This is a genomic window from Pseudomonas sp. AB39(2026), from assembly GCF_059831485.1.
Genome location: NZ_CP195212.1, coordinates 1,375,537 through 1,402,525 on the forward strand (window position 1 = coordinate 1,375,537; position 26,989 = coordinate 1,402,525).

Annotated in this window: 23 protein-coding genes; 5 read left to right on the forward strand and 18 right to left on the reverse strand. The window is 61.7% G+C overall.

What is annotated here, in order from left to right:
• Positions 1-114: 114 nt before the first annotated feature.
• From pepN to ACSAMW_RS05985, 6 genes are read right to left on the reverse strand one after another with little or no spacing between them, the layout of a single operon-like run.
• Entirely contained in the window at positions 115-2,772 is a 2,658-nt protein-coding gene (gene pepN / locus ACSAMW_RS05960) for an aminopeptidase N (RefSeq protein WP_500593126.1), read from the reverse strand.
• Positions 2,773-2,784: 12 nt separating this feature from the next.
• On the reverse strand, positions 2,785-3,582 hold the full coding sequence (locus ACSAMW_RS05965) for a DUF2797 domain-containing protein (RefSeq protein WP_500593983.1): 798 nt from the start codon (positions 3,580-3,582) through the stop codon (positions 2,785-2,787).
• A gap of 44 nt (positions 3,583-3,626) precedes the next feature.
• The gene (locus tag ACSAMW_RS05970; protein WP_500593127.1) at positions 3,627-3,887 is read right to left on the reverse strand and encodes a YeaC family protein; all 261 of its coding nucleotides are present in this window, start codon (positions 3,885-3,887) and stop codon (positions 3,627-3,629) included.
• Between the two features lie 23 nt (positions 3,888-3,910).
• The gene (locus ACSAMW_RS05975) at positions 3,911-4,783 is read right to left on the reverse strand and encodes a rhomboid family intramembrane serine protease (protein WP_500593128.1); all 873 of its coding nucleotides are present in this window, start codon (positions 4,781-4,783) and stop codon (positions 3,911-3,913) included.
• Positions 4,780-5,751: a metallophosphoesterase gene (locus tag ACSAMW_RS05980; RefSeq protein WP_500593129.1), complete on the reverse strand. Its 972-nt coding sequence runs from the start codon at positions 5,749-5,751 to the stop codon at positions 4,780-4,782. Before ACSAMW_RS05980 ends, ACSAMW_RS05975 begins: the two co-directional genes overlap by 4 nt.
• The gene (locus ACSAMW_RS05985; RefSeq protein WP_168083671.1) at positions 5,751-6,641 is read right to left on the reverse strand and encodes an NAD(+) kinase; all 891 of its coding nucleotides are present in this window, start codon (positions 6,639-6,641) and stop codon (positions 5,751-5,753) included. The genes ACSAMW_RS05980 and ACSAMW_RS05985 overlap by 1 nt, the downstream gene beginning before the upstream one ends.
• A 115-nt stretch (positions 6,642-6,756) precedes the next feature.
• On the opposite strand from ACSAMW_RS05985, the gene ACSAMW_RS05990 reads away from it, so the two are divergent.
• A complete protein-coding gene (locus tag ACSAMW_RS05990; RefSeq protein WP_500593130.1) occupies positions 6,757-7,686 on the forward strand; it encodes a DUF1853 family protein in 930 nt (309 codons plus the stop codon).
• An 18-nt stretch (positions 7,687-7,704) separates the two neighbouring features.
• Here the strand turns inward: ACSAMW_RS05990 and ACSAMW_RS05995 are convergent, their stop codons facing one another.
• The 4 genes from ACSAMW_RS05995 to ACSAMW_RS06010 all read right to left on the reverse strand — a co-directional run bounded on the left by ACSAMW_RS05995 (position 7,705) and on the right by ACSAMW_RS06010 (position 12,196).
• Positions 7,705-8,997 carry an MFS transporter gene (locus ACSAMW_RS05995; RefSeq protein ID WP_500593131.1) on the reverse strand — a complete coding sequence of 431 codons (1,293 nt, stop codon included), beginning with the start codon at positions 8,995-8,997 and terminating at the stop codon, positions 7,705-7,707.
• Between the two features lie 250 nt (positions 8,998-9,247).
• Positions 9,248-9,976, reverse strand: coding sequence for a gamma-glutamyl-gamma-aminobutyrate hydrolase family protein (locus ACSAMW_RS06000; RefSeq protein ID WP_500593132.1), 729 nt, complete (start codon positions 9,974-9,976; stop codon positions 9,248-9,250).
• Between the two features lie 193 nt (positions 9,977-10,169).
• Positions 10,170-11,519: an ATP-binding protein gene (locus tag ACSAMW_RS06005; RefSeq protein ID WP_500593133.1), complete on the reverse strand. Its 1,350-nt coding sequence runs from the start codon at positions 11,517-11,519 to the stop codon at positions 10,170-10,172.
• Positions 11,516-12,196 (reverse strand): response regulator, encoded by a 681-nt coding sequence (locus ACSAMW_RS06010; RefSeq protein ID WP_168083668.1) that lies wholly within the window; start codon positions 12,194-12,196, stop codon positions 11,516-11,518. Before ACSAMW_RS06010 ends, ACSAMW_RS06005 begins: the two co-directional genes overlap by 4 nt.
• Before the next feature lie 132 nt (positions 12,197-12,328).
• Here ACSAMW_RS06010 and ACSAMW_RS06015 point away from each other — a divergent pair, with 132 nt between their 5' ends.
• Entirely contained in the window at positions 12,329-13,126 is a 798-nt protein-coding gene (locus tag ACSAMW_RS06015; protein WP_500593134.1) for a prolipoprotein diacylglyceryl transferase family protein, read from the forward strand.
• Here the strand turns inward: ACSAMW_RS06015 and ACSAMW_RS06020 are convergent, their stop codons facing one another.
• From ACSAMW_RS06020 to ACSAMW_RS06050, 7 genes are all read right to left on the reverse strand, one after another.
• Complete coding sequence (locus ACSAMW_RS06020) at positions 13,127-14,656, reverse strand: DHA2 family efflux MFS transporter permease subunit (RefSeq protein ID WP_500593135.1); 1,530 nt, start codon at positions 14,654-14,656, stop codon at positions 13,127-13,129.
• Positions 14,653-15,879 (reverse strand): HlyD family secretion protein, encoded by a 1,227-nt coding sequence (locus tag ACSAMW_RS06025; protein ID WP_500593136.1) that lies wholly within the window; start codon positions 15,877-15,879, stop codon positions 14,653-14,655. The genes ACSAMW_RS06020 and ACSAMW_RS06025 overlap by 4 nt, the downstream gene beginning before the upstream one ends.
• 14 nt (positions 15,880-15,893) lie before the next feature.
• On the reverse strand, positions 15,894-17,351 hold the full coding sequence (locus ACSAMW_RS06030) for an efflux transporter outer membrane subunit (protein WP_500593137.1): 1,458 nt from the start codon (positions 17,349-17,351) through the stop codon (positions 15,894-15,896).
• Entirely contained in the window at positions 17,348-17,821 is a 474-nt protein-coding gene (locus ACSAMW_RS06035) for a MarR family winged helix-turn-helix transcriptional regulator (protein ID WP_500593138.1), read from the reverse strand. The genes ACSAMW_RS06030 and ACSAMW_RS06035 overlap by 4 nt, the downstream gene beginning before the upstream one ends.
• Before the next feature lie 193 nt (positions 17,822-18,014).
• Positions 18,015-18,614 (reverse strand): MiaE family protein, encoded by a 600-nt coding sequence (locus ACSAMW_RS06040; RefSeq protein ID WP_500593139.1) that lies wholly within the window; start codon positions 18,612-18,614, stop codon positions 18,015-18,017.
• A gap of 53 nt (positions 18,615-18,667) precedes the next feature.
• Positions 18,668-19,147: a YiiD C-terminal domain-containing protein gene (locus tag ACSAMW_RS06045; protein ID WP_500593140.1), complete on the reverse strand. Its 480-nt coding sequence runs from the start codon at positions 19,145-19,147 to the stop codon at positions 18,668-18,670.
• Positions 19,144-19,608 (reverse strand): DUF1289 domain-containing protein, encoded by a 465-nt coding sequence (locus ACSAMW_RS06050; protein ID WP_500593984.1) that lies wholly within the window; start codon positions 19,606-19,608, stop codon positions 19,144-19,146. The genes ACSAMW_RS06045 and ACSAMW_RS06050 overlap by 4 nt, the downstream gene beginning before the upstream one ends.
• Positions 19,609-19,997: 389 nt before the next feature.
• Here ACSAMW_RS06050 and acnB point away from each other — a divergent pair, with 389 nt between their 5' ends.
• Positions 19,998-22,607 carry a bifunctional aconitate hydratase 2/2-methylisocitrate dehydratase gene (acnB, locus tag ACSAMW_RS06055; protein WP_500593985.1) on the forward strand — a complete coding sequence of 870 codons (2,610 nt, stop codon included), beginning with the start codon at positions 19,998-20,000 and terminating at the stop codon, positions 22,605-22,607.
• 276 nt (positions 22,608-22,883) lie between these two features.
• On the opposite strand, the gene ACSAMW_RS06060 is transcribed toward acnB, so the two are convergent.
• The gene (locus ACSAMW_RS06060) at positions 22,884-23,699 is read right to left on the reverse strand and encodes a hypothetical protein (protein WP_500593141.1); all 816 of its coding nucleotides are present in this window, start codon (positions 23,697-23,699) and stop codon (positions 22,884-22,886) included.
• Positions 23,700-24,166: 467 nt separating this feature from the next.
• Between ACSAMW_RS06060 and ACSAMW_RS06065 the strand changes: the two genes are divergently transcribed.
• Positions 24,167-24,610, forward strand: a complete 444-nt coding sequence (locus ACSAMW_RS06065) for a CesT family type III secretion system chaperone (protein ID WP_500593142.1) — start codon at positions 24,167-24,169, stop codon at positions 24,608-24,610.
• Positions 24,607-26,877: a type III effector HopM1 gene (locus tag ACSAMW_RS06070; protein ID WP_500593143.1), complete on the forward strand. Its 2,271-nt coding sequence runs from the start codon at positions 24,607-24,609 to the stop codon at positions 26,875-26,877. Before ACSAMW_RS06065 ends, ACSAMW_RS06070 begins: the two co-directional genes overlap by 4 nt.
• Positions 26,878-26,989 lie beyond the last annotated feature (112 nt).

The following is a 26,989-nucleotide window of genomic DNA, read 5'->3' on the forward strand; positions in this document are numbered from 1 at the left end:
GTGAACGGTGTGTAGCCTGTTCCCGGGCCGGGCCTGGTCCTGCAAGAGATGAGCATAGCCTGGGAACAGTATGTACACGGTTCCCGGGCTACGCCCGGTCCAACAGGAACAATGCTACGCCAGGCTTTTGCTTACCACTTCGAACACATCGCTGGACAGTGAACCACTGGCCTTGATGCGCTCCAACTCACCTTTCATCAGCGCTTGCCGCGCCTCGCCAAACTTGCGCCAGCGAGTGAGTGGCGTGAGCTGGCGGGAGGCGATCTGCGGGTTGAGCGCGTTGAGCTCAATCACCAGGTCAGCCAGGAAGCGGTAACCACTGCCATCCAGCGCGTGGAAGTTGATGTGGTTTTGCCCAGCAAAAGCACCGATCAACGCACGTACCTTGTTGGGGTTGCGTACGCTGAACGCCGGGTGCTGCATCAACGCCTTCACACGCTCAAGGCCACCTGGCAGCGGGCTGCCGGCCTGCACGCTGAACCACTGGTCCATGACCAGCGGGTTGTCTTTGAAGTGCTCGGCAAAGGCTTCAAGGGCCTTGGCGCGCTCGGCTTCGAAGGGCGAGTTTACCAATACCGCCAAGGCGGCCAGCCGCTCGGTCATGTTGTCGCAGTGTTCATACTGCTCCAGGGTGGCCTGGAGCACTGCGTCGTGGCCGCTGAGCATCAGGTACGACAAGGCAATGTTCTGCAGGCTACGGCGGGCGAAGTGCTCGGCGCTGGCCTCGTAGGGCGTGGCACGGGACGCCTCGCGATTGGCGGTGTAGCGTGCCAGCAGCGCGTCGAACAGCTCATCAGCAATGCGCTGGCGGGTGAAATCGCGGGCGGCATGGATGGCCTCCACATCCGCCACCTCGCTCAGCTCCATCAGGTAGGCTTCCCCTGGCAGAGACAGCATTTCGGCGACCATGGCCTGGTCTAGGCTGTCGTCTTCCAGCAACGTACCAAAGGCTGTGATCAGGCGTGTGTCCACGTTTAACGGCTGCCCCGCCTGGTGCTGGCCGATCAGCTCCTGCAACACCTGCACCGACAGTTGCTGCCCGGCATCCCAGCGGTTGAAGCCGTCGCTGTCGTGCTGCATCAGGAACATCAGCTGGTCGCGGTTATAGGGGAAACTCAGCTTCACCGGCGCACTGAAGCCCCTGAGGAGCGAGGGCAGCGGTTTGGCCTTCACGCCGGTGAACGTGAAGGTCTGCTCGGCTTCGGTTACGGACAGCACCCGGCTGGTGGCGCCTGGCTCGGCTTCACCATGCAACTGCAGAGGAATGTCCTGCCCTTCGGCGTTCAGTAGGCCCAACTCGACCGGAATCACGAACGGCAGTTTTTCAGCGCTTTCCGGCGTGGGCGGGCAGCTCTGGCGGAAGGTCAGGCTGTAGGTGCCTTCGGCTTCGCTGAATGCTTCGGTCACCGCCAACCGTGGCGTGCCGGCTTGGCTGTACCAGCGCTCGAACTGGGCAAGGTCCACGCCGTTGGCGTCCTCCATGGCCTTGACGAAGTCGTCGCAAGTCACGGCCTGGCCGTCATGGCGCTCGAAGAACAGGTCGCTGCCTTTACGGAAGCCCTCGGCGCCCAGCAAGGTGCGGATCATGCCCACCACTTCCGAGCCCTTCTCGTACACGGTCAGGGTGTAGAAGTTGGAAATTTCCATGAAGCTGGCCGGGCGTACTGGGTGGGCCATGGGGCCGCCGTCTTCGGCAAACTGGTGCGTGCGCAGGTAGGCCACGTCCTCGATGCGCTTGACCGTGGCAGAGTTCATGTCTGCCGAGAAGCCCGCGTCCCGGTACACGGTGAAGCCTTCCTTGAGGGACAACTGGAACCAGTCGCGGCAGGTCACGCGGTTGCCGGTCCAGTTGTGGAAGTACTCGTGAGCTACCACGGCTTCCACCCGCTGGTGGGCCGCATCGGTTGCGGTCTCGGCCTTGGCCAGCACACAGCTGGAGTTGAAGATGTTCAGGCCCTTGTTTTCCATGGCGCCCATGTTGAAGTCGTTCACAGCCACGATCATGAAGATGTCCAGGTCGTATTCGCGGCCGTACACCTCCTCATCCCACTTCATGGACTTCTTGAGGCTGTTCATGGCGTGCTGGCACTTGTCGATGTTCTCAGGCTCGACGTAGATGCGCAGGGTTACATCCTTGCCGGAGGCACGGGTGAAGGTATCTTCGATGCACCACAGGTCCCCTGCTACCAGCGCGAACAGGTAGGCGGGCTTTTTGAACGGGTCTTCCCAGGTGGCCCAGTGGCGGCCGTCTTCATCCTCGCCGCTGGCGATGGGGTTGCCGTTGGACAGCAGGATCGGGTACTGCTGCTTGTCCGCACTCAGGCTGGTGGTGAACCGGCTCATCACGTCCGGGCGGTCCAGGTACCAGGTGATCTTGCGGAAGCCTTCGGCTTCACACTGGGTGCAGAACATTTTGCCGGACTTGTACAAACCTTCCAGCGCCGTGTTGGTTTCCGGATGAATGCGTGCGCTGGTGTCCAGCACAAAGCTCGCGGCGCCAGGCTGCACGGTAAGGTGGGCCTCGGTGAGCTGGTATTCACTAGTGCTCAACTCAGCATCATCAAGCTTGATCGACAGCAGTTCCAGCTCCTGGCCGTCCAGCACCAAGGGCGGCAAGCCGGTGCCCGCATCCGGGTTGCGCCGCATCACCAACTGGGCATGCACCAAGGTATGGTCATCATGCAACTCGAAGGTGAGGTGGGTTTCGTCGATCAGGTAGTCGGGGGCCTTGTAGTCTTTGAGGTAGATCGTCTTTGGCTGTTCGGTGCGCATGCCCTTGTCCTTCTACTGGTGCACGGCGAGCTGGTAGGCCGTGTATTTGCGAATGTTGATCACGCCGGTGTCGAATATCAGGTATTGACCCTTGATCCCCATGAGGGTGCCTTCGACACGGGGGGTCTTGTCCAGGTTGAAGCTGGTGATCTTGGCAGGGTAGGCCTCCACGGGGTAGCGGATGGTGACCACCTCGGCCTGGGGGAGTGGCTGAATGGCTTGGATGCCGAAACGCTCCTGCAACAGGGTAATACCGGCACCGCAACTGTCGAACAGTTGCTCGCGCACCGCGTGCAGGTCCACTTCAGCAGCGTCCCCTTTGAGCAGGGCGCGCCAGTTGGTACGGTCGGCGACCTGGGAGCGGAAGAGGTCTTCGGCCAGCCCCGATTGCTGGCGCGTGGCAACCCGCAGGATCGGCAGCGCCTGGCTGGCACCTTGGTCCAGCCAACGGGTTGGCAACTGTGTGGCGCGGGTGATGCCCACTTTCAAGCCCGAGCTGTTGGCCAGGTACACGATATGGTCGGTCATGCAGAACTGCTCGCCCCAACTGGGTTCGCGGCAGGTGCCATGTTCGTAGTGGCAGCGCTCGGGGCTCATGATGCACAGGTCACAGGCGGCCAGCTTGAGCATGCAGGGGTAGCAATAGCCCTGGCTGTAGCTGGTCTTGGTGCGTTTGCCACAGTTCACGCAATGGATCGCGCCCAGGTACTCCAGCGTCAGCCGCTGGCCGATCAGGGGGTTGAGCGGCACCCGTGCCTCGCCCAGGCGCAGGTCGTACAGCGCCTGGTGGTTATCCAGCCGGATGGCCATTTTGCTGACTGCACCGCGCCCCAGCTCTTTGGAAGTGGCGTCGGTCAATGGATAGCATCCGACTTGAACAGGATGTTGGCCACGGGCGCCGCCTTGGAGCTGCATTCCTGCGGGCCCATGTAACCGGTGCGCTGCTCCTCCGGCAGGTTCTGCAGCTCCCAGGCGATCACGGCCTGCAAGGACAGCTCCTTCTGTTCCTGGGTCAGCTTGCGACCATCGGACCATTTGCCGATTTCCACGGCCAGCTTCAGGCTTTCGTAGATGTCTGGGGTGATGTTTTCGATCATTTCAGCGAAGTTGTTCATCGCGAGTCCATACCGTTCAAGTGTCAGGCCATTTTACGGCGTGCCAGGGCGCCACCCAATAGCCCTGTTATACACCCCACCACAAAACCGCCCAAATGCGCACCGTTGGCGATCTCACCAAAGCCCAGCACGCTGGCAGCGCCCACCAGGCACAGGCCCAGCCAGGCCAGCATCATGATCAGCACGCCTTTGGGCATCCGGTACAGCGGCGAAGGCGCCAGCCAGTTGAACAGCCATACGTGCCCCAGCAGGGCATAGAGCACACCCGACAGCCCGCCAAACAGGGCCGGCCCGCTCCACAGGTACTGTGCCAGGTTGGACACCGCCCCAAACAGCACGGTGAGCCCGGCCAGCTCTAGGGACCCCTGGCGCCACTCGATACGCCGGCCCAGCTCCCAGAACCACAGCCCGTTCATGGTCAGGTGAAGAATGCCGAAGTGGATGAAGATGGGGGTTACCAGCCGCCACCACTGCCCCGCCTCCAGGGTCGCCACCCACGGCATGAACCAGGCGTAGTCGCCTTGCTGATGGAAGTCCACGAAGGTCAGCCAGTGCAGAGGGGCCAGGTTGTCGCCCAGCAGGCTGATGCCGGCTACCACCAGGCAGATCACCAGCACGGCCGTGGTGACAGGGCTGGCGCGCAACTGGCGCCAGATCCCTTGGCTACGGCCTGGGCCGGGCAAGGCGTGTTGAGGTTGGGCTGGCGCGGTGTCACCTTCGGGGTAGCGCTCGTAGAGTTCGCGCACCTGCCCGGCCAACTGTTCAGTGGGCACCCAGACGGCCTGATCCGGGCCTTCCTCGGTCACCCGATAAGGCACCTGAAGGCGCCGGAGCAGGCGTACAAAGCCACTGAGGTCGTGGGAAACAGGCAGGCGCAGGGCGAGGATAGGCTTCACGGTGTGTGCTCCGGGCGGCGAACATCCACCCATACAAACTTGGCAGGGTCGATCAGGGTTTCGTCGTCCAGGCGGTAGGCTACCAGCTTGCCGTAGAGCACGGCGCTGTAGTCCAGGCAGGCCAGGTTGGGGCGGATCGGCGCCGGGCGGCCGCTGCGCCAGTAATGCCCTACGAACAGTAGCGGCTCGTCGGTGCCGTAGCGCAGCAAGGCCTGCTTGTCGGTAACGCTCAGTGGCGTACGGGCCACGGTGTCTGGCAGCGCGTCGGGCTGGAACACCACATCCCCATAGGTTTGCGGGTCATCTTCCCAGAACTTGGTGCGAAAGAACGCCCGGGTGAGGCCATCGCCACCGGTAATGGCCATGCCTTCGGGCAGGCGCATATCCGTGCCGCGCAGCAGTCGGTCGAACACCCTGGCCGCGAAACTGTTGGGTACGCTGGCCGCCTGCACGAAATGCGCGTCTACGCGGCCGTCAGCAAAGCTGTGGCGCAGTTGGCTGATGAGGGGGTTGTCCCAGCACGCATGTACCAGGCGGAAACGCCCGGCGTCCACAAACAGGGGCAGCTCATAGAACCATTGTGTGAAGTCGTTCCAGTCCTCGGGGTGCTGGGCAAACTGTTCCAGCGTGGCCTGCATCAGCCGTTCGTGGCGAGCCGTGTGCTCGCGCACGAAGGTTTTCCCTGTGCCTGGCAAGGCGGGCGTGGCCCAGCCCAAGGCGTTGAACTCATGGTTGCCCATCAGGCACCAGGCCTGGCCGGCCTGCACCATGTCATGGACGATGTAGAGGGCTTCACGAATGCGCGGGCCACGGTCAATGATGTCGCCCAAAAAGACCGCCTGACGCTGGGCATGGCGCCACACACCGCCTTGGCGCCGATAGCCCAGCACGTCGAGCAGGTGCTCAAGCGTGTGCGCGCAGCCATGTATGTCGCCAATCAGGTCATACCTTCTGGAAGGGTCCAGCATCACTCGCCTCCGCCGCCGAGCTTGCTGCCCCAGCCCAGCTTGGTACGGCACACCTCGTAGTAGTTGTGGTCCAGTGGGTGAATGAGCCGCAGCTTCTGGGGTTTCTTTTTCACCGTCACCGTGTCACCAGGGGCACAGGTGAAGTGGTTCTGGCCGTCGCAGGACACCTGGGGGTAGATGGTCATGTCTTTGGCCACCACAATCTTCAATTCGCTGTTGCCATCCACCACGATGGGGCGGCCAGACAGCGTGTGCGGGTACATGGGCACAATCACAATGGCGTCCAGCTTGGGGTGCATGATCGGCCCGCCTGCAGACAGGGCATAGGCCGTGGAGCCAGTGGGTGTGGCCACAATCAAGCCGTCGGCCTTCTGGCTGCACACGAACTGGCCGTCAATGTAGATCTCGAACTCGATCATGCGGGTGGATTTGCCAGGGTGCAGCACTACGTCGTTCAGCGCATCCCCCTGGCCGATGGCTTCACCGTGCCGTCGCACTTCGGCTTCCAGCAGGAAGCGGCTCTCCACCAGGTAATGGCCGTTCAGCACCTCGGCCACTTTCACTTCAAGCTCGTCGGGGCGGATGTCAGTGAGAAAGCCCAGGCTGCCGCGGTTCACCCCAAGCACCGGCGTGTGGTGACGCGCGAGCGCACGGGCCGCGCCCAGCAGGCTGCCATCACCCCCGACCACGATCACAAGGTCACACACCTCGCCCAACAGCTTGCGGGTGGAGGTTTGCAGGCTGTGCCCTGGTAGCACTTCGGCGATAGTGTCCTCGAGAATCACGTGCAAGTGCCGTTCCACCAGGAATTTCTTCAGCCGGCGAATGGTGTCCAGCACCTGGGTGCTGCCAAGGCGGCCGATGATACCGATATTGCGAAACTGCTCCATGGGGCTCCCGAGGCTCAAGGTAAGGCGAAGCGGTAATTATGGGCCAAAGCGCCAGCCCAGACAAAAGCCGTGGCCCGGCCCTTTACGTTCAACAACAGCGCGCTATGCTGCGTGGATGAATCCATTCGCCTCCCTGGCTCACCTTCCCCGCCTGTTGCGCCGTCCCGCTGTGCGAGACCTGGCCTGGGTTGTCACGTCTCCGGCCATGCTCAGCCAGGCACCCTGGGCGCAACGCCACCCGCTCAAAGGCAGCGACTGGGCCGATGACCCTGAACGGCTGGTTCGTTGGCTTCGCCTGCTGGACCAAGACGACGCTTCTTTGAGTGACTGGCTGGCTGTGAGTTCGAGCCACAGGCTGGGGCTCTACTATGAGCGGCTGTGGCAGTTCGCACTGCGTGAAGCGCCAGGCGTGGAGCTGCTGGCCGCTAACCTGCCCATCCGCGATAACGGGCATACCTTGGGGGAGATGGATGCCGTACTGCGGGACAGGGACGGCGTTCATCACCTTGAGCTGGCGGTTAAGTTCTACCTGGGCAGGGACGATGCGTCTGGCGAGGACACCTGCGATTGGCTGGGGCCTGGGCGCGACGACCGCCTGGACCGGAAACTACTGCACTTAAGCGGCCACCAGTTGCCCATGGCCAACTCACCTGCGGCCCGCCAGCGGCTGTCGGCACTGGGCATCGCGCCTCCACAGCCCTGGCTGTGGCTGGGCGGCTATCTGTTCTACCCTTGGCATGCCCACGGAGAAGCGCCTGCTGGCGCCCACCCGGACCATTTACGGGGCGATTGGGTACACCGCTGCCAGTGGCCAGCCTTGGCCGCCAACGCCCAGGGGTATTGGCAGCCTTTGCCGCGTGCCCAGTGGCTGGCGCCAGCGCGAATGCTGACCAGCGAGCTGTGGGACACCTTCACCTTCCACCATTGGCTGGATGATTTGCCCTCGGATGCGCCCGCGCAACTGGTGGTCAGGATGGTACCGGAGGGTGAATTTGCTCATGAGGCCCAACGGCTGTTCCTGGTCAATGATGACTGGCCAGGGTGAGCCCGAAGCACGGTAGGGTTAGTGCTCCCGTGCCCTGCCTGGCCCTGCAGCCATGTAACAGGCGATGCCTACCAGCCCCATCAACACGCTATACCCCACCAGCACCCAAGGGCTGGTGGGCATAAGCATAAGCAGCCCTAACGGTGTGAGGCTGGCCCACAGGGCATAGGCCAGGTTATAGGTCAGGGAAATGCCGGACACCCTCACCTCTGGGGGAAACAGGCCGACCATCACAGCGGGCACTACGCCCACCACGCCGCTGCACATACCTGCAAAGGCGTAAGCCAGCCCTGTCACGCCCAAGTTGAATATCAAGTTGGCATACAACGCAAAGGTGCCTAAAGGCAGCAGCAGGCTGTACACCAACAGGGCGCGCCAAGGGCCGATACGGTCCACCAGCAGGCCGGCCAGTACGCAGCCGACATTCAGGAACACAATGCCAATGCTGCTCAACGCAAAGGTATCTGCCGCTGCCAGGCCAAAGTAACGCTGCATGACGGTTGGGGTGAGCACCACCAGCACCACAACGGCCGTGGTTAGCACACAGGTCAAGGTGACCGCTGGCAACAGGCTGGCGCGATGGGCGCTCAACACCTGCTTGAGCGGCAAGGGGGTGCTAGCAAGCCGGCGTTCACGCATGGCCAGGAATACGGGCGTTTCGCTCAGCAGCCTGCGCAGCCACACCCCTAATACGCCAAACACACCGCCCAGCAAAAAAGGCAATCGCCAGCCGTAATCCAGCATTTGCTCAGGGCTCAGGCTGCGCGCCAGTACCGTAGCAATCAACGCACCTAGCAAATAGCCGAAGGTCAGCCCCGCTTGCAAAAAGCCCAACGCGTAACCGCGCCGATGAGCGGGCACGTGCTCGGCCACGAACACCCAGGCACTGGGCACTTCACCGCCCACCGCCGCGCCTTGGAGCACCCGCAGCGCCAACAGGGTAACGGGGGCCCAGTAACCTATGGTGGCGTAGGTGGGCATGGCCCCTATGACTAGGCACGGCAAGGCCATCATCAGGATGCTCAGGCTGAACATGCGCTTGCGGCCTAATCGGTCGGCGTAGTGCGCCATCACTAGCCCACCCAGCGGCCGGGCTAGGTAACCGGTCGCGAAGATGCCAAAACTCTGCATCAACCTAAGCCATTCCGGCATGTCGGGCGGGAAAAACAATTTGGACAGCGTGAGCGCGAAGAACACGAAAATGATGAAGTCGTAGATCTCCAGCGCCCCGCCGAGGGCCGCCAGGGCAAGAGTTTTATGGTCCGCCCGTGACAGGGGCGCCGTTGAGCGATGGGCAGGGGCAATAGCCATACAGTTCTCGTACCGTGCCACTTCCCTGTGGACGTTGTCTTTGAGCGCAAGGCGCCGTGAGGCGCGCAGCATAACCGGCTGGCCCCGGATTGCCGACTGTGGGTAGGGATTTTAGCATTGGCGCAGCGGGCGAACCGGGACGGCCTCTACAACCTGTTCCCGGCTTTCGCCTTCGGCTACAACCGGTCCCACACTGTGGACTGCCCCTTAAAGTTGGACAGTTTATGGTGTTGCCTGGTGGGCTGTTGGTTCAGGCCTCGGCCTTGAACCGCCGGCAGGCCTCGCCGAAGGCTTCGAACAGCTTGACGGAGACGGGGTTATCGCTTGCCTGCCATTCCGGGTGCCATTGCACCCCCACCAGAAAGGGTGAAAGGGAGGGGGCATGGAACGCTTCGATCACACCGTCAGGCGCGATACCCAGCACTTCCAGGCCAGGGGCCAGTTGGTCGATGCCCTGGCCATGGAGCGAGTTTACGCGAATGTCGCGACGGCCCAGGGTGTCAGCCAGCCAACTGCCTGCAGTCACGTCCACGCCATGGCTATCACCGTATTGAACAGCAACAGGCGCCTCGGGGTCTTCCCGGTGGTCCTGCTTCCCAGGCACGGCATAAAGCTTTTGATGAATGTTTCCGCCCAAGGCCACGTTCACTTCCTGCATGCCCCGGCAAATGGCAAAGACCGGTAACCCGCGATCCAGTGCTGCGCGAATCAAAGGAATATCGAAATGGTCGCGGTCCGGGTCCTGTGTTTTCTCCGGGGTTTTATTCTCCTGCCCATACAGTGCAGGATCGATATTAGAGCCGGCACCGGTCAGGTAAACGCCATCGGCCATATCCAGGTAGGCATCGAGGTCCTCAATGCCGCAGCACGTAGGGACCAGCACAGGCACACAGCCTGAGATGTCCACCAGGGGCGTGATGTATTTGTGCGTCATTACTTGATAGAGGTGACCCTTACGTTCTTGCACGCCCATAGTCATGAGGACGACCGGTTTGGCCCGGTTTTTTGTCGTTACGCTGTTCACGAAGCACCGCCGAGGCTGGTCAGTTGTAAAACATATCAATCACCCGGCGCTATGCAAGGCCGGATTATTCCTCAAAGTGCTATAAACCAGACATGAATGTCAAACATAATGGACGACACTCCTCGAAGAGGGCAAGGCGCCTGCGTCGTTAGCCCAGCGCCTCATAGGGTCGCCCATGCCCTGCTTCGAGCGGCAGACGCAGGTCCACTTGCAGGCCATCGGGTAACGCCTTGAACGCCAACTGACCTTGGCAACGTTCAACGATGGCATTAACGATAGCCAGCCCCAAGCCGCAGCCCTGGCTCGTTTCGGAACGCCAGAAGCGCTCGGTGACATGGCCCAGCGCCCCTTCGGCCAGGCCTGGCCCATGGTCACGGATGCGAAACAACGCGTGCTGGCCGTCCTGGTGCACGCGCAACTGTACCCCCAGGTCGCTGGCACCGTGATGCAGGGCGTTGTCCAGCAGGTTACGCAGTGCGGCCACCGCCAGCGTCAGCGGAACGCCCAATGGCGCTTCGGCAGCGCCCTCCTCCAGTTCGGTCTCGATCCGCCGAGGGTCACCGCCTGCCATATCGTTGAGAGCCAGGCGGGTCACCTCGGCCACCGCACAGCCGTTGTGCGCTTCAAACGCCAAGCGCCCTTCCACCCGTGCCAGCAGCAGCAACTGTTCAAGGGTGTGGTGCAGGCGGTCAGCCCCGGCCTCAGCATTGGCCAGCGCCAGGTCATGGGCAGCCCCTTGGGTCATGCTGGCCACCTGCAAGTGGGTTTTGATGGCAGTCAGAGGGCTGCGCAACTCGTGGGCGGCGTCGTCAGTGAGCCGGCGCTCGCGCTCAATGGCCTGGCCCATGCGCTGAAGCAATTGGTTCTGGGTGTGCACCAGTGGGCGCAGTTCCGAGGGCAACGGTGTGATCACCAGCGGCTCCAAGGCCTCGGGGTTGCGCTGGGTCAGGGCATCCCGTATACGGTTGAGTGGCGCCAGCCCCTGGCCTACGCCCAGCCACAACACACCCAGGCTGCCAAGCAAGGCCATCATTACGGGCAGCGACGCTGCTAGCAGCACCGCACCATTGAGTGCTTCACGCTCCTGGTGGCGGTCTGCGGTGGTAATGCGCACATCGCCATGGCGCAAGGTAAAGCTGCGCCATTGCTCCCCATCGATCACCTGGTCCTGGAAACCACTCCCGTCCTCACCCAGGTTCGCCTCGATGCCCTGGTGGCTGGCGGCCAGGATTTCGCCGCGCAGCGAGCTCACTTTGCAGGCCATGCCATCGGGAATACTGGCCTGGTCGGCGCTGATGCGGGCGCCGTCATGGCCGATAAGGGGCTGCGGCAACTGCTGAACCAGGCCGGCCACCATTCGGGCCGACGCCACTAGGCGCTGGTCGAGGGAAAACATCATCTGCCCACGCAGGTCACGGAACATCCAGGCCGCGGCCAGGGCCCAGATCACCACAAAGGCCGCGCCCAGGATAAGGATCAACCGCAGGCGCAAGCTCATGAACGGGCCTCGCCGGTGCTGGCCGGCCCAAGGCGATAGCCTAACCCGCGTACCGTCTCCACGATGCTGTTGCCCAGCTTGCGGCGCAGGTAGTGGATGTGCACGTTAAGGGCATTGCTTTCCACTTCATCGCCAAACCCATACACGCTGTCCTTGAGCTGCTCGGCGCTAAGCACCCGGCCTTTGTGCTGCAGCAACGCGTGCAGCAGCGCCTGTTCGCGGCGGGACAGGTCAACCGCTTCGCCATTGAGCCAGGTTTCACGGGTGCTGGGGTCATGGCACAGGCTGCCATGCTCGATACGGTTCACGGTACGGCCGGCTGTACGCCGCACCAGGGTGTGCAAGCGGGCACTGAGTTCACGCAGGTCGAAGGGCTTGATCAGGTAATCGTCGGCGCCGGCCTCCAGCCCGGCAACGCGGTCGGTCACGGCGTCGCGGGCGGTCAGCACCAGCACCGGCAGGTCGCGCCCCTGCTGACGCAAGCGCCGGAGCAGCTTGAGCCCGTCTTCATCGGGCAGCCCTAGGTCCAGGACCATCACGTCGAACCCTGCCGCCTTGAGCAAGGCGTCTGCGGCACGCGCGGTGCCCACGTGGTCCACCACGGCCCCTTGGGCCACCAGGCCAGCCGTGATACCACTGGCGATCAGCTCATTGTCTTCACATAGCAATACGTGCATAACGCAACCCTTCTTCCAGGCCACTAGGTTAGCGTCGTGTCATTAACCCTGCATTAGCGACGTCGCCGGCGGCTTAACTCCCCATTAACGTCACCGGTTCAGGCTGCCTGCACACCCTTGATGGAAGCTGTCATGTTAAGTATCTCCCTGGGGCCTTTTGCGCTCTCTATTTCTCACCTTGTACTGCTGACCGCCGTGGCGGCGGCCATGGGCGTGGCGTGGCGGTGTACACCGGCGGTGGAATCCACCATCTTCTGGCTGTTCGCGCTGGCGGTGGCGGCAGCACGCCTGGGTTTCGTGTTGCAGTACTGGCCCCAGTACACCGCAGCGCCCTGGCAGATGATCGACCTTCGCGATGGCGGGTTCATGCCATGGGCGGGCCTGGGTGTAGCGTTGGCGGTTGCCCTGTGGCAGGGTTGGCGCAAACCGGCAGAGCGTCGCGCACTGCGCTGGGGCGTCGCGACCGGCTTGGCCGTCTGGCTGGCTGGTACCGCACTGATCCAGTGGCAGCAGCAAAACGCGGATGTACCCACCCAGCCCGTGACTGACACTCAGGGCATGCCCGTGAGCTTGACCCAGTACATGGGGCAACCACTGGTGGTTAACCTCTGGGCCACCTGGTGCCCACCCTGCCGCCGGGAAATGCCGGCCTTGGTAGCGGCGCAAAAGGCCCGGCCAGACGTACGCTTCGTTTACCTGAACCAGGGGGAAACGCCGGGTACAACGGCAAGTTTCCTAGGTGCGGCAGGGGTAAACCCGGCAAACGTGCTGTATGACGTTCAGGGGCACGTGGCTCGCCAGGTGGGTGCCATGGCCTACCCCACCACCTTGTTCTATGGCAGGGACGGCCGCCTGCTGGGCAACCATCTGGGCGAACTGTCGCCTGCCACGCTTGAGCATGCCCTTAAGGTGTTTGACCCGGCCGACTGATCAATGCCCTCCTGACGCCGGGCCGGCCTTGGCGGTGAACGGCGGCTTGGCCAGGCACACCAGCAGGATCAGCGCAGCGAAAATCCAGCCCAGCATCGTGAAATAGTCCACGGTGGACAGCATGTAGGCCTGGGCATTGACCATCTGCTCCAGCTGCGCATAGCTTTTCTGGGTCGCCCCGCCCAGTTGCTGCAAGGCCTGCTGGGTAGTCGGGTCCAGGGTGCTGATGTTTTCACTCAGGTAGGCATGGTGCTGGATGGCCCGGCGGCTCCAGATCCACGTGGTGAGGGAGGCCGCGAAGCTACCGCCTAAGGTACGCAGAAAGGTCGCCAAGCCGGAGCCGTCGGCGATCTGCTTGGGTGGCAGGTCCGACAGCAGAATGCTTAAGGTGGGCATGAAGAACAGCGCCACGCCAATGCCCATGAACAGTTGCACCAAGGCAATGTGCTCGAAGTCCACTTCCGTGTTGAACCCGGCCCGCATGAAACAACTCAGCCCGATGGCGGTGAACGCCAGGCCGGCCAACACGCGCAGGTCGAACTTGTGAGCATACTTGCCCACGAACGGTGACATGAGTACCGGCAGAATCCCCAGTGGCGCTACAGCGAACCCGGCCCAGGTGGCGGTATAGCCCAATTGCGTCTGCAACCACTGCGGCAGAATCAGGTTGATCCCGAAGAAGCCGGAATACCCCCCTACCAGCACGGCGGTACCTACACGGAAGTTGCGGAAGGCAAACAGCTTCAGGTTGACCACAGGGTGCTCGTCGGTCAGCTCCCAGATCACGAAGATGGACAGCGCAATAGCGGAAATCACGCTGCCGATGATGATGAACTGTGACTCGAACCAGTCCAGGTCGTTGCCTTTGTCCAGCACCACCTGCAGCGCCCCTACACCGATGATCAAGGTGATCAGGCCCACATAGTCCATCGGTTGCCGGCTGGTATGCACGGGGCGCTTGGCCAATTGCTGGCGTACCACGGCGGCGGCGAACAGGCCCACGGGAATGTTGATGAAAAAGATCCAGGGCCAGCTGTAGCTGTCGGTGATCCAGCCGCCGAGAATGGGCCCGGCAATGGGCGCCACCACCGTGACCATGGCCAGCAAGGCCAGCGCCATCCCCCGTTTGGCGGGGGGGTATACGGCAATCAGCAAGGTTTGCGTCATCGGGTAGGGTGGCCCCGCCACCATACCCTGCAGTACCCGGAAGCCCACCAGCTCAGGCATGGACGTGGAAATGCCACACAGGAAGGACGCCAGCACAAACAGCAAGGTGGCCCAGATAAACAGCTTCACCTCCCCGAACCGGCGGCTCAGCCAGCCGGTCAACGGCAGGGCTACTGCGTTGCTCACGGCAAACGAAGTAATCACCCAGGTGCCTTGTTCCGCACTCACGCCCAGGTTGCCGGAAATGGTCGGCAGGGCCACGTTGGCGATGGTGGTATCCAGCACCTGCATGAAGGTGGCCAGGGACAGCCCGATGGTGCTCAACACCAGGCTGGGTGGCGTGAAGGAGGCGTTAGCACTCATCGTTGGGCTGTCTTGCCAGAGGCGCTGTTCTCACGAATAAGCCGGGCGATCAGCGCGTCTGCCTCGCTCAACTGCTGCTCATACACGGTGGTCGCAAACGTGCTCTGCGTGTTGGGCTGCTGGGTAAGCACCGGGCCGCTCTGGTCGTGCAGGTCCACCGTGGCTACCGTCGACAGGCCAATACGCAGCGGGTGGTCCTGCAAGGGTTTGGGGTCCAGCTTGATGCGTACGGGTACGCGCTGCACGATCTTGATCCAGTTGCCCGTGGCGTTCTGCGCGGGCAACAGGGAGAACGCACTGCCCGTGCCCGCCCCAATGCTTTGAACCGTACCGGTGTAGCTCACGTCATCGCCATACAGGTCAGATTCGATGGTCACCGGCTGGCCGATACGCATGTCGTGGAGCTGGGTTTCCTTGAAGTTGGCGTCGATCCATACCTGGTTCAGCGGAATCACGGCCATGGTGGGCGTGCCGGGTGTAATGCGCTGGCCCAATTGAACCGTACGCTTGGCCACGTAACCGGTCACCGGTGCCACCAAGGTGGTACGGCCTTGTGCGAGGTAGGCATCGCGCAACTGAGCGGCAGCGGCCTGCACATCCGGGTGGGAGGCAATCACGGTGTCATCGACCAACGCGACGGTCCCCGCCAATTGCTGCTGAGCCGTGCCCAGCGCAGCTTGAGCCGACGCCAGGTCATCGCGAGCATGGGACAGTTCTTCCTGGGAAATCGCGCCGCTGGCGGCCAGGGTCTTGCGACGGTTGTAGTTTTCCTGGGCCTTTTGCAGCTCTACTCGCCGGGCATTGGCCTGGGCGCGCTGGCTGTCTACGTTGCTGAACAGGCCGCGCACCTGGCGTACGGTCTTGGCGAGGTTGGCCTGGGCATTGTCCAGGGCCACGCGTGCATCGGCCGGGTCGAAGCTGATCAGCGTCTGCCCTTCACGCACCAGGTCGCCATCGTCAGCGCCGATGCTGATCACGGTCCCAGTGATCAGTGGAGTGATTTCAACCACGTTGCCATTGACGTAGGCATCGTCGGTTTCTTCATAAAAGCGCCCATGCAGCTCGTGCCAGGCGAACACCGCCACACCGACGATGACCACGATAAGCAGCAGCAACAGCAGCATCAACTTGCGTTTACGCGGGTTGCCTTTGGGTTGGGCGTTGTCAGCTTTATCAGCGTTTTCGCCCTTGTTGTCCTGGGCTTGGGGAGTGGCAGTGGCCATGGGAGGTACCTTGATTATTCGTGTGGGGCCTGGGCGCTGGCCAGGGTTTCACCCTGATAGCCGCCACCCAGGGCCTGCATGAGTTGAATCGAAACGTCGATACGCTGCGCGTTGAGGCTGGCCAGCTGCTGTTGCGCGCCTAGGAGCTGCTGCTCGATGGTCAGCACGTCCAAGTAGTTGCCGATGCCCGAGCCATAGCGGTCGGTTACGGTGGTATAGGACGCGTGCGCCACATCCACAGCATGCTGCTTGGCCTCTACCTGGCGGCCCAGCGCTTCCAGGCGGTTGATGGCATCGGCCACCTCCCCTAGTGCACCCACCAGTGATTTGTTGTACTGGGCCACGGCCAGCTCGTAATCGGCATCACTGGCTGCTAGCCCTGCCCGCAGGCGACCGCCGTCGAAAATGGGTAGCGACACGGCCGGTGCGATGTTGAAGAAGCGGCTGGTACGGCCGAACAGCGCGTCGCCGAGAATGGACTGGGTCCCGGCCGCAGCGGTGAGGTTCAGGTTGGGATAGAACCGGGTTTTGCTGGCCTCGATATTCCGGCTCGCGGCTTCTACCCGCCAGCGGGCCGCTACAAGGTCTGGCCGTCGGCCCAGCAGGTCCGCAGGCAACAGCGATGGCACAGCTACGGCGGCGGGCTTGAGTATTTGGGGGCGAGCGATGTCATGGCCGCGATCAGGGCCTTTGCCCATGAGCACCGCCAAGGCGATGCGGGCACTGCGCAGTTCCTTGTCGGCGTTTACCGCTTGCTCTTGGGCGCTGGCTTCCAGGCTTTCGGTCTGCTGAAGCTGGTACTGGCTGTCGATGCCGGCCGCCAGCCGTTGGCGCCCCAGCGTGAGCATCTGTTGCGTGCGCTTGAGGTCTTCCTGGGCAATGTCCGCTGCGATAAAGGCGTGGCCCAGGTCGCTGTAGGCGCGTGCCACGTCCACCGCCAGCGTGAGGCGCGCCGCCTGGCGGTCCACTTCCGCTGCCCGGGCCTGGCCCACGGCCGCTTCCCAGGCCGCACGCTCACCGCCCCACAGGTCGAAGCTGTAATCGAACGTGACTTCAGCCGTGCGCAAGGTGGAATAGCGGTCCCCTTGCAGCAACGGGTCTTGCACACGTGAAAAGCGCGAACGCTGCACAGCGGCATCGGCACCGATATAGGCACTGCGGTCGGCATCGGCGGCATCGGCCGAGGCTGTAGCCTGGCGCGCGCGGGCGGCGGTCACTTGCAGGCTAGGGTTATCCTGCAGGGCCTGTTCGATGAGCGCATCAAGCTGCGGGTCGCCTAGGCCATTCCACCACGTGGCTGAGGGCCAGGCGGCTGGGCTTACAGTAGCAGGGGCCAGGCTTGCTGCCGTGTTCAGGCTACCGGGCTCTACCAGTGTGGCATCGGGCTTGAGGCCGTGGTCATTGGCGCAGGCGGCCAGGATCACGGCAAGGGCAAGGGGTAGCAGTTTCAAGGGAGTACGGTGGGTTTTCATTTTTTGCCCATACGCCAGCAGGCCACAGGGTCGCCGGCATCGATCAGGATTTTTTTAAGCAGGCGTTCAAGTTCTTTCAGTTCGGCGGCATCCAGCGCACCCGCCAGACGGTTCATGGCCTGGGCGCCGATGTGAGGCAGGCGCGCGGCCAGGGCCTGGCCTTCCGGGGTGAGGGCAATGCGGATCTGCCGCCGGTCTTCGGCGCTGCGTGAGCGCTGGATCAATTGCTTGCTTTCGAGCCGGTCCAGCATGCGAGTCATCGAGCCACTGTCCAGAGACAGATGACGACACAGGTCGCCCGGCGAGTCCAAGCCCCACTCGGCCACGATAATCAGTACCTTGAACTGCGCGGACGTGACGCCGTACACCTCAAGGTGTTGGTCCAGGAAGCGGTCCTTCAAGCTGTTGGTACGGCCCAGGAGCAAGCCGATCTGGCTTTCGTGGAAGTTTTCAGGTGTGAAGTGGGTCATGGCGCGCAGCGAGATCACTGCCCAGGCAAGGAATGTTTCGAAATATTACTGCTTAGGCAGTTAATGTCAAGGCAGGGACTTGGCCAGTGGTCTGCCCGGCCCGTTCGCCCGCTTTGCGGGCTCCCACAAGGGGACAGTCCAACTTGTGGGACCTGGCGCAGCCAGGGAATTGTTCAAATAGATTGCTAGGCTGTTAGGCCGGTACGCCACTGTGAAAGCGAAATTCCTCATCAGGGGTTTCGATCAAGGCCACTTCAGCTTCACGTACCTTCACAATCGTTTTAGCGATGTCTGCCGCATCGCCGTATTGGTAGGCCAGTTTCAAATAGCCTTGGAAGTGCCGCGCCTCGCTCTTCAGCAGGCCGTTGTAGAAACCACCTAGGTCGGTATCCAGGTGCGGGGCCACGGCGCCGAACCGCTCGCAGCTGCGCGCTTCAATAAAGGCGCCCACCACCAAAGTATCCACCAGCTTCACAGGCTCATGGGCCCGCACCAGCTTACGCAGGCCTGAGGCATAGCGGCCTGCATTAAGCGGGCGCAAGGGCACGCCACGTTTTTTCATCCAGCGCAGCACCTGTTCGTGGTGCACCAGTTCTTCCCGTGCCAGCCGGGACATGAAGTGGATCAGGTCGATATGGGCGTTGTACTTGGCCATCAGGCTCAAGGCCGTGGAGGCAGCCTTGAACTCGCAGTTCTTGTGGTCAATCAGCAGGGTTTCCTGGTTGCCCAGGGCAGCATCGACCCAGGCCTGGGGCGTAGGGCAGCCTAGGAAGTCGTGAATGTCAGGCAGCATGCGCCGTCTCGTATGGTGTGAAAACGGCGCAGTATACGCGGTGTCATCGGGCCTTACCGGTGTAACACAAACACCCCAGCGAAACGCGCCGCATCGGCTGCCCCGCCCTCCCCTCTGACCACGCTGCTCACGTTGATTCGCGCTTTGCCACGGCGGGCGAAGGTTTGCGCGAACCTAGCCCAGGCCTCTTCGGTCACCGGGTGGCAGATCCCTAGCCCGTCACCACTTACCGGCAAGGGGTACTCGATACTGCCACCCTGGATCACGATATGGCCGTCCATGCTGTGCGCTTGGGTATTCACGTACAGCCACGACCAAGCGGCCAATACGGCCAGGCTGTACACGCTGCCGCCGAACAAGGTGCCTTTATGGTTATGGTTGGGCGCCAGGGGCGCGTGCAGGGTCAGTACGTTGGCGTCTACGCTACGCACGGTCACACCCATGGCCACGCTCAGGGGGATGTCCTGGTGCAGCCGGTGCTCAAGTGCCTCCACCTGGGCAGCCGTAAACGTGATGTCGGAGCGCTGGTTCATAGCCCCTCCCTCAGAAACGCCGGTGCGATGTAGCGCTCGTAGTGGGCTTCGGACAGCAGGAAAAATTCCCGGTCGATGGCGTCCCGCAGGGCGGGCAGCTCCCAGGTACGAAATTCAGGCAGCAGCGCCAGGCCATAAGCGTCCAGCTGGATGATCATGCGTGCGCCACGGGCGATGAGTTGATACGCCCAGCAGTACTCCGACTGCCTGGGCTGGAAGCGGATCTTGCGTTGCTCCAGTTGAAGGCGCAGCCGGGCCGGGTCGAACACCTCCACCTTGCCTTCCATCACCTGAACCAGCAGTTGCTCCAACCGTAGCCAGACCACGCGCTTCTGCTCATCGGTGTAGCCATTCCAGTCAATCACCTCATGGTGAAAGCGCTTGCAACCTCGGCACACCAGGTCCCCGTAGACCGTAGAGCACAGGCCCACACAGGGCGTTTTGATGGTGGTTTCAGGCATGTTCACAGGTGTGTCGACAAGGCAGCAGGCCGCCTATCTTAGCCCTTAGTCGTAGTGGTTTCACCCTTAATGGCTCAACGGGCAACTTACCTTCGCGGCATTTATGCCGTAGAATCAGCCGGCCTGCTTGAAGGCACCAATGTCCATTGGAAGCTGTTTTCAAAGCGTCACGAGTACAGTCCATCCGTCAGAATGCAATGGCACGGCCCCAGCCTCCGTGCCAGCCCTCATCAGCTGAGCATTCTGCCGGCGTAAAACTTTGAAAACAGCTTCTGCCTGGCACTCATCGCTACCCCGGCCAGCCGGCTTCCATAGCCGTGCGGCCCCGGTGTGCGAGAGCGCCGCTGGACGAGCGTCCCCACGCGGGACCACTGATGAGGGTAATAACTGTGCTTGAAGCCTATCGCAAACACTCCGAAGAGCGTGCCGCCCAGGGTATCGTGCCCCAGCCGCTGAACGCCGAACAAACCGCCGGCCTGGTCGAGCTGCTGAAGAACCCGCCTGCTGGTGAAGAAGCTTTCCTGGTAGACCTGATCACCAACCGCGTTCCCCCAGGGGTAGACGAAGCCGCCTATGTGAAGGCCGGCTTTCTGTCCGCGTTGGCCAAGGGCGAAGCCACCTCGCCCCTGATCGACAAGAAGCGCGCTACCGAACTGCTGGGCACCATGCAGGGCGGCTACAACATCCATACTCTGGTTGAACTGCTCGACAGCACCGAGCTGGCCAGCGTGGCCGCCGAACAGCTCAAGCACACGTTGCTGATGTTCGACGCCTTCCACGACGTGGCCGAAAAAGCCAAGAACGGCAATGCCCACGCCAAGGCCGTGTTGGAATCCTGGGCAGCCGGTGAGTGGTTCACCAAGCGCCCGGCTATCGCCGACAAATACACCCTGACCGTGTTCAAGGTGCCTGGCGAGACCAACACCGACGACCTGTCCCCTGCCCCAGACGCCTGGTCGCGCCCAGACATCCCGCTGCACGCCCTGGCCATGCTGAAAATGGCCCGCGACGGCATCGTGCCTGAGCAGCAAGGCGCCATTGGCCCACTCAAGCAGATCGAAGAAGTGAAAGCCAAGGGCTTCCCCGTGGCCTACGTCGGTGACGTGGTCGGTACGGGTTCCTCCCGTAAATCGGCGACCAACTCGGTACTGTGGTTCTTCGGTGACGACATTCCTTACGTACCGAACAAGCGCGCCGGTGGCTTCTGCTTCGGCACCAAGATCGCCCCTATCTTCTACAACACCATGGAAGACGCCGGCGCCCTGCCCATCGAGTTCGACGTGTCGAACCTGGAAATGGGCGACGTGATCGACGTGTACCCCCACGCCGGCAAGGTGTGCAAGCACGGCACCGATGAGGTGATCACCACCTTTGAGCTCAAAACCCCCGTGCTGTTGGACGAGGTCCGCGCCGGCGGCCGTATCCCACTGATCGTGGGCCGTGGCCTGACCGACAAGGCCCGCGCCGAGCTGAACCTGGGCAGCACCGACCTGTTCAAGCTGCCGGAAGCCCCGGTCGATACTGGCAAGGGCTACACCCTGGCGCAGAAAATGGTGGGCAAGGCCTGTGGCCTTGAAGCTGGCAAGGGCGTTCGCCCAGGTACCTACTGCGAACCGAAGATGACCACCGTGGGGTCCCAGGACACCACCGGCCCGATGACCCGCGACGAGCTGAAAGACCTGGCATGCCTGGGCTTCTCGGCCGACCTGGTGATGCAGTCCTTCTGCCACACCGCCGCGTACCCCAAGCCTATCGACGTGACCACCCACCACACCCTGCCAGATTTCATCCGCACCCGTGGTGGCGTGTCCCTTCGCCCAGGCGACGGCATTATTCACAGCTGGCTGAACCGCATGCTGCTGCCGGACACCGTAGGCACCGGTGGCGATTCCCACACCCGCTTCCCCATGGGCATCTCGTTCCCGGCCGGCTCCGGCCTAGTAGCTTTCGCGGCGGCCACGGGTGTAATGCCGCTGGACATGCCTGAATCGGTACTGGTGCGCTTCAAAGGCAAGATGCAGCCTGGCATTACCCTACGCGACCTGGTTCACGCTATTCCGTACTACGCCATCCAGAAAGGGCTGCTCACCGTTGAGAAGAAGGGCAAGAAAAACGCCTTCTCTGGTCGCATCCTGGAAATCGAAGGCCTGGACGAGCTGACGGTCGAGCAAGCGTTCGAGCTGTCCGACGCCTCGGCTGAGCGCTCTGCCGCTGGCTGCACCATCAAGCTGCCGGAAAAGGCCATCGCCGAGTACCTGCAGTCCAACATCACCCTGCTGCGCTGGATGATCAGCGAAGGCTACGGCGATGCGCGCACCCTGGAACGCCGTGCCCAAGCCATGGAAGCCTGGATTGCCAACCCGGAGCTGATGGCCGCAGACGCGGACGCCGAATACGCCGAAGTGATCGAGATCGACCTGTCCGAAGTGAAAGAGCCTGTGCTCTGCGCACCGAACGACCCGGACGATGCCCGCCTGCTGTCCACGGTGGCTGGCGAGAAAATCGATGAAGTGTTCATCGGTTCGTGCATGACCAACATCGGCCACTTCCGCGCTGCGGGCAAGCTGCTGGACAAGGTCAAAGGCGCCATCCCAACTCGCCTATGGCTCTCCCCACCGACGAAGATGGATGCCCACCAGCTGACCGAGGAAGGCTACTACGGCATCTACGGCAAAGCCGGCGCACGTATGGAAATGCCAGGGTGCTCGCTGTGCATGGGTAACCAGGCACGGGTAGCGGCTAACGCTACCGTTGTGTCCACGTCTACTCGTAACTTCCCCAACCGCCTGGGTGACGGTGCCAATGTGTACCTAGCCTCTGCAGAATTGGCTGCTGTGGCATCGATTATCGGCAAACTGCCGAGTGTCGAGGAGTACATGGCCTATGCGCAAAACATCGACAGCATGGCAGCCGATGTGTACCGCTACCTGAGCTTCGACCAGATCGCCGATTTCCGCGACGCTGCGGAAAACGCCAAGATCCCGGTTGGACAGGTGTAAACAGCACGCTGCTTGCTGAAAGCACTACCCGCTTAGGGTGAGTACCCCCGGTTGCTGGACACCTGTTCAGCACCGGGGGTTTTTATTGAGTGCGTTTTATGGGCCTACGCGGCCCTGACCTACGCGGCCCGGACCAATCAGCATAAAACGTATTGCAGGGATATAGTCGTGCGATTAGTTTTGGGGTGAGCGCCTATGGGATACTGCCCAGACAGCCCAAGAAATTGGTTTAGTGTCGCAAAACCTGATGTAGATTGCGCTTTTGCGGGCGCTCAACTAAAAACGGATGCTCCGTAGTGAGGCCCGCCCTGCGTGATCCATTGCAACAAGTTTATTAATGTATGGCCCCCTGAAACCTTCAGCACGCAGCCCCTCCGCCTCCCTTAACACATATTCCTGCTGCTCTGTACTGCGAGTAGCCAGCTCATTTAGGTCCTTGCCTATCGTGTAGCCTAACTTAGTTAGTACTGGGAGATTGTCCAACACAAACCTTTGCTGGTTTGGCGTCAGCCCTTGCAGTGCAGCAATGCCCATCTTCGAAACGCTGAAGTTTCGCTGCGCGAGTGAAAGGTCCATTACCTCGCCCTCAGGAAGCTTGAGTTGCTTTGAAACACCACGTTCTCTCTCAAGGTCTCCAAGGGCGGTTTCTCCTGCCTTTCTTAAAGAACGGTCCGTCTGCATTAATGCGCCACTTATACCTTGCCTGTGTTCCGCTTGTGATTGGGTATGTTTAAAGAGCTCGATTTTTAACTCTTGAGGCAGGCGCTCAAAGGGACGATCGAACGCCAATTTAAGGGCAAATCCGCCTTCGGTGTTTTGTTTTGGATCGGAGAGGCAGGTAGCGTCGAGCTGTATCAACTGCCCATCAGGCTTGCATCTTTCGCTTACGCTATAGCTATGAGCGGGCTCGCCGGATGCGCCCTGCTTAACCGCTTTAAAGTCAAGTTGGGTTTCACCGGAAGGCAACTGGGAGGCCTTGACCTCGCCGTCTGGTTTTAACAGGGCGATCAACAGTGCCTTTTGCTCAGCGCCTAGAGGCTTGAAAGAGCCTATTCGCACATTGTGCTCACCGTGCTGTACGTTCTTAGGCACATGCTCCTGCTCGCTGTGACTCGGCAGGGGCGGGGTTGTCGAGGAGGTGACCTCCGATGAGGTAGCTTCCGGCGAGGGCGTTTGAGCAGCGAGGTGTAAGGCAGAAAGAGAGGTAAGCGCGGAGTTTATGGCTGGCATAGACGAAGGCTCTGGCTGGTGACTGATGCCCCTGAGTAGCCTAACTACGAATATGGGTTCCATTTTGAGAGTTAGGCCATCCATCTACAAAAGGCTTCACCTGCTCCTTTCGATACCCATGCAAAAGCCTGCACCCATTCTTGGATGGACATAGGGGCCAGCAAGGCTGGCAAACGAAATACGCCAACACCCAATGGATCCAGCAGCAGGCGCGACCGCTCTACCCCAGCCGTTATATTAAGTTTTCATGAACCTTGCTACCTCCAGCGGAACGCCACCCAGGGCATCGCCACATACAGGCACCTGATGTGGCAACCTGGAATTTGAAAATGCCCTCTGCTCCCTTCTGCTTGCTGATCGACCAGCTTTGCCAGCTAAGCCGTCTTCCTGATGCCAAGGCGCTGTATGAGCGTACGGCGCTGAATATCGATGGGGTAGATATCAGCCTAGTTGAGCGCCAAGGGGCTGCCAGTGAAATCATTATCCACTGTGATCTTGGCGCCCTGCCCACCCGCCGACGTGACGAGGTGTTGTGCAGGCTGCTGGAAATCAATTTCAACCTGTTCACCGGTTCGGCCAGCCCTGCGTGCACGGTGAACCCTCAAACAGGCCGCGCCACCCTTGCAGCGGTTGCCCCTTTGCCAGGGCTTGGCGCCATAGGGTTGCTGGAACTGCTGGGACAATTGGCCGATATGGCCAACACATGGCGCCAGGGGTATTTTCTTGAGGGCACGCCTGCGCGCGCTAACCTGCAGCGGGGGGTGGCGCGATGAATTTTTCGCCACTGAGTGCATTGCGGGGGGTGCTATACCCCAACGGCCTGCTGGCTGACGTGGAGCGCGCTCAGCCCGTTGAAACGAGCGCTGCAGGCCGTGCCGCGCCTCGCCAGATCAGCCATAGCACCGATGCACCCTTGAATGCCCAACAGTTGCAGCAACTGGCTCAACCTTCGTCCATGGCAGCGCAGGAAACACATGCACTGCCAGCATTGGCGCCGCTGCGGCATGCTGCCCAAGCGCTTGCTGCACAGGCCAATCATCTGCCACCCAGCGAAGTGGCAAAGCGGCGCATGGCGCTGGAAGGCGCCTTGCTCCTGGCCCATCCGGGGCTGGACTTTTATAGCGCTGGAGACCTGCTCGACCGGGGGCAAGCCTCACCCCTGGCGCCGCGGGTACCGGGGGTAGAGGTGACTGCGCTCATGCAGCACATCGGCGGCCTGTTCAGTGACCCCCAGCACGCCAGCCTAGCGCATGATCAGGTATGTGCAGCCCTGGACGAAGGCCTGGAGCGCATGGCCATGCATCTGGAAGGGCACGAGGCTTTTTTCCACCAAGCGCTTCAAAGCCCGTTGACCGACACTCAACGCACCCAGATCAACGCCGGGCACCGGGCTTTCATCGATACCGCCACCACGTGGCAACACAGTGTAGGGCAACTGCTGGAAACCACGCGTACGCTAGTTGATGAGCGCCTTGAGGCTGCACAAAGTGTACTTAAGCCGCTGCAAGCGCAGGCGCCTAAAAACCATGAGCAAGCCCAGCATGTCGCAGTAGCTGAACAGAATGTGCAAGCCTGGCAGGCACTGCACGATCATTTCACGCAAGTGTCGGATGGCACCAATCCCATTGATAAGGCTACCAAACGCGTGCAACTGGACGACCATGTTGCCGCCTTGCATGCCTTGCGCAAAGGCTGGTTCACCCAGCTGGCCACCAGTACGGCGGAGGGCATTGCGCAAGGCATCGCCTCCGCGTTGCTGTTCGTTATGGCGCGTGCCTACGTAGACCCTCGGCTGACAGTGCTCAGCTTGGTGACCCAGTCCTTGGCCAACGGCGCCGCCATGGGTGCTGTGCACGAGGGGCTAGATAGCATTGTCAAGCCCGCTGCACGCGAAGCGCTCGCTAGCCTGGGATTAAGGGAGAGTACAGAGGTACCGGTAGACAGCCTGATTCATGACGCCTCACGCGCCACGTTGGTGAATGGGCGCTATCACGAGCGCACCGACACTGAAATGGCTGCAGAACAGGCCGTGGTGGAACAGGCTCGTACGGAGTTTCTCAACAGCCAGAACGACTTCAAGACAGGCACCCTGAGAGGCGATGCGCTTACCTACCTCAACCAACCCTTGGCCCAGATGGTTCGCCAACTGGTGAGTGTTACCTCAGACCAGAATACAGGCAGTGTGCCGGCGCGTGCAGCGACCTCGTTTGCAGGCGGGGTGGGCATGGCGTTTACCCAAGCCCTGGGCAAGCTAAACACAACCTACAGGCACGATGGCCGCGATCTGCCGACCCACGTGCCCAAGGCCGCCCCTGAAGACAGCCTGTACGAACGGCTCGGAAAGGTTGTAAGCAAAGCGTTGCCCACTGTAGACCCGAGGCGTAGTGAAGCGCGGGAAAGCTATGCGAGCAAAATATGGAGTGCTGCCGAAGGGATGCTCGGCTACAACGCCATCGGCAGAGCTATGGGTTCGCTGGATACCGCTACACGCTCAGGCGCTGCAGGTTCCGTAGTGCTTGCCGACCTTCAAGCCATAGCGCTACTGCTGCCGTTCTATGCCAACCGGCAATCGGGGAGCGAGGCCAAGGCGGACGGCACTGACCGTGTGAGCAGCGCAGTCGCCAACATGGTACAGCCTGATCGGGACACCTTGGCACACGGTACTCAGCCAGACACCGTTATGCGGGGTGTAGAAAACGGCTATAACCGTATACGGGGGCTCACGCAAGTGGCTCCACAACTCGCCACGATGCTGACTGAAGCCGCCGTAGGCACTACCGTTCGCCTCGGGGGCGCGCTAGGTAATACGGTGCGCCGCCGTGATAACGCCACGGTGGCGCCACAGCCGCCTGCCCCGATAGCTGCCAATCCGCCCCAACTAAGCCTGGGGGACCTGTCCACGCCTGTAAGCCTGGATGTTGCACTTTCAAATGTGGGAAGCCACCCGGGTGTTCCTGCCCAACCAGCAGCCCAGGGCACTGCAAGTGATCAGAACAGCCCGCCTGGCGGCCCCTCTACCGTCGCTGGTACAGCGTCCTGAAGTACTGCTCTACCTGATCTTCAGCCCAGCGCTGCTTCCATAAAGCCCCCCGCCCAAGGGGTGCCTGGGGCACCGCTGATGTTGTAATAAAAGCGGGTTCCGGATTCTTTTA